At 57.8% G+C, this 7620-nt stretch carries 5 protein-coding genes; all 5 read right to left on the bottom strand.

Annotation, left to right across the window (positions count from 1 at the left end; genetic code table 11):
* Positions 1-10 precede the first annotated feature (10 nt).
* Complete coding sequence (locus tag VNL17_10120; GenBank protein HXI84431.1) at positions 11-1378, bottom strand: FtsX-like permease family protein; 1368 nt, start codon at positions 1376-1378, stop codon at positions 11-13.
* Complete coding sequence (locus tag VNL17_10125; protein ID HXI84432.1) at positions 1375-2049, bottom strand: ABC transporter ATP-binding protein; 675 nt, start codon at positions 2047-2049, stop codon at positions 1375-1377. The genes VNL17_10120 and VNL17_10125 overlap by 4 nt, the downstream gene beginning before the upstream one ends.
* A 458-nt stretch (positions 2050-2507) precedes the next feature.
* Complete coding sequence (locus VNL17_10130) at positions 2508-4742, bottom strand: TonB-dependent receptor (GenBank protein ID HXI84433.1); 2235 nt, start codon at positions 4740-4742, stop codon at positions 2508-2510.
* Between the two features lie 209 nt (positions 4743-4951).
* A complete protein-coding gene (locus VNL17_10135) occupies positions 4952-5239 on the bottom strand; it encodes a hypothetical protein (protein ID HXI84434.1) in 288 nt (95 codons plus the stop codon).
* A 37-nt stretch (positions 5240-5276) separates the two neighbouring features.
* Positions 5277-7620, bottom strand: a 2344-nt coding sequence (locus VNL17_10140; protein HXI84435.1) for a bifunctional acetate--CoA ligase family protein/GNAT family N-acetyltransferase, incomplete at its 5' end; no start/stop codon positions are given.

The following is a 7620-nucleotide window of genomic DNA, read 5'->3' on the forward strand; positions in this document are numbered from 1 at the left end:
ACAATCGTTCCTAACTAGTCGGTGCAAGGTTCTTGGCAACATCGGTGCGATAGGCGCCCCATGCCGGCCCGAGCCCGCTGACGGCTCCTAATATAACGGCTACTGTGAGAATATACCATTCCAACGCCTGCATGTGAAATGCCGGAATAACAAATCCTGACGCCCGGTAAAGCGCCCCGTTTGCCGCCGCCACGACCAAATGCCCGCCAAGCAGGCCGGCCGCCGCGCCGACCACGCAAATGGTCATGGCCTCCAGCAGTACAATGGAGAAAATCGTGGCCCGGCGCGCACCCAGCGCGCGCAGAATGGCGATCTCGCGACGCCGTTCGCTCATCGAATTGTAGATCGATACGGCAATGGCCACGCCCGCGACGATTAAAACCAGGATTGCTTGAGCAAGGAGCAAACGATCAATATTGCCAACGATATCAAACAACTTGCGAATCTCGGCCGCCGGGAATGCCGCCATCGCGTCCTCGCGGTCGTTGATCTCGCGGTACAACGTCAACGCATGGATCGGGCTGCGTAACTTCAGCACAATCGACGAAACCTGGCCCGGATCCGGATCGTTATCTTTTTCCTCCGCCTTCGCCGGGGCGGTTGGCTGCCGGATCTCGTGTCCTTCGATGTGATAAAAACTATCAAGGTTGATATAGATCGCCCGGTCGGCGGCGGTACGCGTAGGCGCGAGAATACCGACAACCGTCCACGGATTCTCGGTGTGCTCCTTGGCTTCCGCCGACGGCTGCACACCGTGCGCGGCGATGAACGTCTGGCCGATTTGCAAACCCGTTTCACTGGCGACCGTCGCGCCAACCACCGCCTCGAATGGGCGGTTGACCGATGCATCTTCCGGGGCGGGTGCCGGTTTGACTTCTTCGCCACGCTCCTTGGCCTCGCGCTCCTTTGCCCGTTGCTCGGCTTCCTGAAACGCACCTTTTAACGCCGCTTCGGAAAAGTTGAAGATGCGCCCCGCCGCCAACTCGGGCCTGTGCCCCGGTTCAAATTCAAACTCTTTGAAAAACGCGTCGGTGGTGCCGACGATGCGAAAACCGTGAAAGTTGTCGCCCACCGAGAACGGCACCGCAAGCTTCACGCGCGGGTCGGCGCGCAACTGTTCAAACAACTTCCAGGAAATGTTCCCGGGCGAAATATCAAGGTTGTACACCGTGTTGAGCACCAACTGCAGCGGGCTACCCTTGGCGCCCACGACCATTTCATAGCCAAGTGTGCCCTGCTCAAACCGTTGCTGTACGCCCTGCTTGATTAGCACAATCGCCACCGCCAGGGCCACGCCCAGCGCCACTGACGTGCCGGTCAGCCAGGTGGCCAAGGCGCGCTGGCGCATGTTCTTCATCACGATTTTCATCAAATTCATCGCAAGTCCTCCAAACGGACGACATTTTCGAAACTCTTCATCACTTGCGGGTCGTGCGTGACCAATAGAAGCGTGTGGTTGCCTTCGGTACAGATCCGGCGAAGTAACTCCAACACCAACATACCGTTCTTCGCATCGAGACTGCCGGTGGGTTCATCGGCCAGCACCAGCGACGGCGCGTTGACCAGGGCGCGGGCAATGGCCACACGCTGCTGCTCGCCAACGGACATCGCACGCGGTTTATGATGCAGGCGATGTTCGAGGCCAACGCTCTTTAACAGTTGAATCGCGCGGTCCGCGCCGCCATCGCCACTGCCAAACATCTGACCCAGCAGCACGTTTTCCAGGGCGGTGAACCCTTGCAGCAGGTTAAATGATTGGAACACATACCCGATGTTGGCCGCGCGAAACCGGTCGCGCGCGGCCTCACTGAGTTTGGTCGGGTCAGTGCCGTTGACGGCGATCTCGCCCTCGTCCGGCAACAGAATGCCCGCAATCAGGTTGAGCAGTGTGCTCTTGCCCGAGCCGCTCTCACCCACCAACACCGCCTGTTCGCCCGCGCCCAGTTCAAATTGTCGCAGGCTGATTACTTCCAGTAAATTGCCGTCCGCTTCGCGGAAGCGTTTGCGCACATTGCGCAACGCCAGCACTGCACTTGTTGATTGTTCCATGGTGTTTGTCTTCCGCTATCGAAAATAAGTTATTCCAACCGTCAATGCAGGCCGGAAATTCCGTTCAGATAACCAACACAACAAGACTATGCCGGGGCGGTAGGTGGCGCACGACTGGGAGAGAACGAGAATGAACGGGCGGAATACGATACGGATTCGAAAACCTGCAGCGGTGTTTCCTGGAGAGAGCCGAAAACGAGCGGCACGATGGTCGGAACATCCGTAACCGCATTGAGCTGCCACTCACAGGCCGCGCAATCCCTTTGCCCGCGGACGTCCTGCGTGTGATGTTGGTGCACAGCACCAATGACCAGTGATACGCAGAGGTAGACAAGCAAAACGACGACGGTTGTGAAGCGGTACTTCATGTGAACACGAGTACATTGGCGGCAGCCGGTGCAAAAGTCAAATCTTTGCACAATGCGCAGGATCCAACGAACTTCATTCTCGTGGCTTCTTTAGAATGCATACCCGATCGAGCCGAAGATGCCGCGGCGTATACCGAATGCAGCGGCGTTGACGCCAACGCCACTGCCGTCGCGCAGTTCGTAAACATTATCGGTCACGTTCACGACGTCCAGCCGCGCTTTCAACGATTGTTTCTTGCCGACGTTGAAGCTTTGCTCAACACCGAGGTTCACCGAGTAGTAGGCTGGAACGGTCGCACCGTTGGGAACGCCGGGCGCGTCGGTCCGCAATCCACTGCCATAAAGCGCGTCCACATAGACCCGCGTGCCACCGATGGATTCCTTCCAAAAGTAAGACGCGCCGAAAGAACCGCTTACTGTCTGGTCGTGATCCAGATAAATCCAATGGGTTTTCACGTACGCCGCGTCGCCGGGATCGAACAGAAACTGCGACGAACTCCAGTTTTTACCCTGCGCCCTGGAAACCGCGACGTTGGCGTACATCGACAGCCCGTTGGTAATATACGACGTGGTGAATTCCACGCCATAAATCCGGCCCACGGCGTAGTTGAACGCGGAAGGAACGAGCGATTGTCCAAACAATCCGTCATCGAGTTGGTTGTGGGCGTACTTGTAATAGCCGTCAACGCCCCATTGCAACGGGGGCAATAATTTCTGGCTGATCCCCGCATCGAAATAATTCGCGCGCTCGGCTTTGACCGGACTGTCCGGCGCATTGGGGCCGGCCGGGGATTCGTTCGATGTGCCGTCGAATTTATTCACGCTGCTACCGGACACTGCCTCAAGCGGCGGCGGTGTGAAATACCGGGCGTATCCCGCGTGCAACGTCGTCGTATCCGTGATTTGATAGATGAGGTTGGCGCGCGGGCTGATCTGATTCTCGTCATCAAACGATGAATTGAAAACATCGAAGCGCGTGCCGTAATTGAGCGTCAGTTTGGGCACGATCTTCCATTCGTCCTGCAAATACACACCATAAAATTTACCGTGGAGTGTGTGATTGTCCACAATGGGAAACGCCGGTCCGTTCGGATTGAACGTGGCGGGGTCGGTGCTGTCCATCGGGAACACGGTCGTGGTCGAATCCGCGGAGACGGTTTCGTCCAGCAGCGTGAAGCCGAAGCGAATGGTGTGTTGATCGTTAATGAGATAGCTGGCATCGGCCTGCAGCCCACCGGAATATAGCTTCCGATTCACGTCGCTGGCCACGCCGTTGAAGAAAAGGTCGCCGCTCGTGTTGGGGTTGCCATTCATATCCGGAGTGAAATGCACACTGCTATCGCGGGCAAAAGCGGAGACCTGGAAATTCAGATCACCCGCCGATTTCTGATACGTCACCACACCGTAATAATTCTGCTCGTTCTGATTTTCATTCAACTTCGCTGAATCAAAAGCCAAGGGTCCGCCCGTTGAGTTCCACGGATCCCCCCCAGGCGCGGTCCCGACGGACAGCCCGGCTGTGTCGGGAATTTCAAAATCGCTGTAAGACGCGCTGCCGATGAGACTAATCCGGCTCGTATCGTCCAGGACGTAAGACAAGTATACGAACGACTTGCCTTGATCGGTGGTGTCGTGGATCGGCGTCGCGCTCGACGTGGGATTCTCGATGCCGATGCCGTTGTGATCATAACTGCCGTCAATGAAGTAGTTCACTTTTCCCTCCGAACCGCCATATTCAAAACTCGGACGCAACGTGTCGTAACTGCCGCCATACATTTCCACTTCGCCACCGTTCGCAAAGGCGCCGCTCTTGGTCTGGATGTCCACGACACCCGCCGTGCGGAAGCCGTATTGCGCCGGCAGCGCACCGGTGATGAGCCGCAAGCCGTCCACGAAGCGCGGATCGAGTTCCAACCCAAATCCTGTGATCCCTTCCGGCAAGAGCACATCGTTAATGCGATATTGCACGTTGGCGTGCTCGCCGCGCACGTGCAAATCTCCGCTCGCCTCCGAATCCTGGGCCACGCCCGGCGCCCGCAGGATCACTTGATTGAACGGCGCGTTGTCCCCTTGCGACTGCGATTCAATTTGTTCCTTGCTAACCGTATAGGCTGTCGCGCCCAAGTCCGGCGAAATCTGACTGCGTGCCTGGTCCAGTTTGCCATGGACTGTCACTACGGGCAGCGTGGTTACATTTGTGGAAGTTGCTGAATTCACGGGCGTGGATGGGACTGTCGGATCGTTGGTTTGGGCCATCAGTGTACGAATGCGGACGGAAAGAACTGCCATAACAAAGATAAAGCATAACTTGAAGTTTGATTTCATTTCCAATTCCAATTGCGTTCATAAAGTTCCTCTCCTGATTTGACAGGCCGATAGGCCTGGAATGGAAGCAGGAGGAACCCTCCCATTCGGGTTGATGAGGGTCGCGCCCGTGACGCAGAATTTTCTAGAATGCGCCGGGTATCCGGGTCGTAAACAGATATACAACCCGTCTCTTGATAGAGACTGCGAGCGCGACCCGAATTTCTACGTTATGTCGAGACGGCAGGAGGGGCACGACTGGGGGAGAAGGAAAACGAAGGTGCGGAATAGGAAATGAAATCGAAGACCTGCAGCGGTGTTTCCAGAAGAGAGCCGAAAATGAGCGGCAAAATATCCGGAACGTCCGTAACCGCGTTGAGTTGCCACTGGCAGGCTGCGCAATCGTCGTGGTCGCCGACGGGGCACCGCTCGTGTTCATGATGGTGCACTTCGCCAACAAACAGCGCCACGCTCAAGTAGAGCAGGCAAACCACGACAGTTGTGAAACGATGCCTCATTACGCCGGCGGGAATCTGAACTTGTGCCAGGTAAATGTCAAGAGGCGGACAACCGAAGCTCTGCGCGCACAAGGCCTTCGCTCGCGGAATGCTTCATACGGAATTTCAGCTTTTCACAGACCGCTTGCATGCCGAGGTTCTCGGGAAGAATCTCGGCGGTGATGCGTTTAAGCCCTTCTTCCCGGCCAACCCGCACCAGCTTCCGCAGCAATTCCGTGCCCAGTCCGCGGCGCTGGTAGTTGTCGCTGATGAGCATGGAGAATTGTGCCGCATCCGTCCCGGTTTCCCGGCTCAAACGAGCGACGCCGAGAATGTTGCGTTTCTTCGTCGGCGAATCGTCGTACTCCGCCACCAGCGCAATCTCGCGATCATAGTCGTTGAAGCAAATGCGCGTGAGCCGGTCGTGGGCGACGCGCTGACCGAGCGCGATCATGTGGAAATAACGCAGGTACACACTTTCTTCCGATAGAGAATGATGGAACTCCACCATCAGCGGCTCGTCCTCGGGACGAATGGGACGGATGGTGATTGGCATGCCGTCCTTCGTTTTGCCTGTGCTGACGTATTGTCTTGGATAGGGTCGAATCGCAAGTTTTGGCAGGCTGTCTTCGGTGATGCCGGGCTCATGCAACACGACGCGCGCGTCGAGCGCGACCAGCCGCTCGGGCGATGCAAGCAACGGATTGATGTCGATTTCCTTGATCCAGCGCTGTTCGACCACGAGCTGGCTGAAGCGCACCAGCAACTGCTCCAGCGTCGCGAGATCTACCGGCGGACGCCCGCGTACACCTTTCAATGCCGTGAAGATGCGGGTTCGCTCCATCCAGCGGCGCGCGAGCGTGACATTCAACGGCGGCAGGGCGAGCGCGCGGTCTTTGAAAACTTCAACGAGTTCCCCGCCCGCACCGAACAACAGCACCGGACCGAACTGCGGGTCGAGGCTGCTGCCGAGGATCAATTCGTAACCATCGAGTTTGATCATCGCTTGCACGGTCACGCCGAGGAAGTGTTTCGCTCCGGCCTTTTCGATGACTGATTTTTTGATCGCGGCAAACGCTCTCTTCACCGCCGCGGCGTTGATAAGATCCAACTTCACACCGCCAACGTCGGTCTTGTGAGTGATCGTTTGCGAGTAGAGCTTCAACACGACCGGGTAGCCGATTTCGGTTGCAACCTTCACGGCCTCGATCTCATCCTTGGCGATGCGCGTTTCTACCGTGGGAATGCCGTAGGCTGCCAGCAGTTGCTTCGACTCAAATTCGGTGAGCAGAGAGCGGCCGGATTTGCGGACGCCTTGGATAAGCTTTGCGGCGCGGGCCACGTCTGGCGCGTCGACATCTTCCTGACCCGACAAGGACGGCGTCTCATACAGCCCGCGCAAAGCATAGGTGTAACCCCACATGTAGGCGAACATGCGCGCGGCCGTGTCGGGATACGGGAACGTCGGGACGTCGGCTCGATTGAGAAGCTCTTCGCCCGCAGCGACATCCTCGCCACCCATCCAGCTCGCGATCACTGGTTTGCCGAAAGTTTTCGCGTACGGTTTCAATTGTTCCGCCGTCTGCGTCGCATCGGTCATCGCTTGCGGCGTAAGTATGACGAGCAGCCCATCCGTCTGCGGGTCCTTCGCGGCGATTTCGAGGGCTTTGGCATAGCGATCCGCTCCGGCGTCGCCCAGGACATCGATCGGATTATTGTGGCTCCACGCTGGTGGTAGAAACTGATTCAGCGCGTCCAGCGTCTCCTTCGACAATTCGGCGAGTTCACCACCGTTTGTCAGTAGGGCGTCCACCGCCAGTACGCCGGGTCCACCGGCGTTCGTGAGGATCGTCAAGCGGGGGCCTTTGGGGCGCGGTTGTTTCGCCAGCACCTCGGCCATGTAGAAGACTTCGGCAATGCTGTTGACGCGCAGCACGCCGCTGCGACGAAACGCGGCATCAAGAACGTCGTCACTGCCCGTTAGCGACCCCGTGTGCGAGGCGGCGGCCCGGGCAGCGCCTTCGGTGCGTCCCGGCTTGATGACGATGATCGGTTTAGAGAGCGCAACCTCACGCGCGGCGGACAGGAATGCACGAGCGTCGCCAATCGTCTCCATGTACATGACAATGCTTTGAGTTTTAGGGTCGTCACCAAGGTAATCAATGAGATCGCCCCAGCCGACGTCGAGCATTGAGCCGACGGAGATGAAGGCGCTAAAGCCGACGTTCTCACGCAGGCTCCAATCCAGGACGGCCGTGCAAAGTGCGCCGCTCTGGCTGACGAAAGCGACGTTGCCCGCACGCGCCATCTTGCCGGCAAAGGTGGCGTTAAGGCCGCTCGGTGGGCGCATCACGCCGAGGCAGTTGGGGCCAATAATGCGCATCTTCCCGCGGCGCGCTTCT

It is taken from the genome of Verrucomicrobiia bacterium, assembly GCA_035577545.1.
GTDB lineage: Bacteria > Verrucomicrobiota > Verrucomicrobiia > Palsa-1439 > Palsa-1439 > Palsa-1439.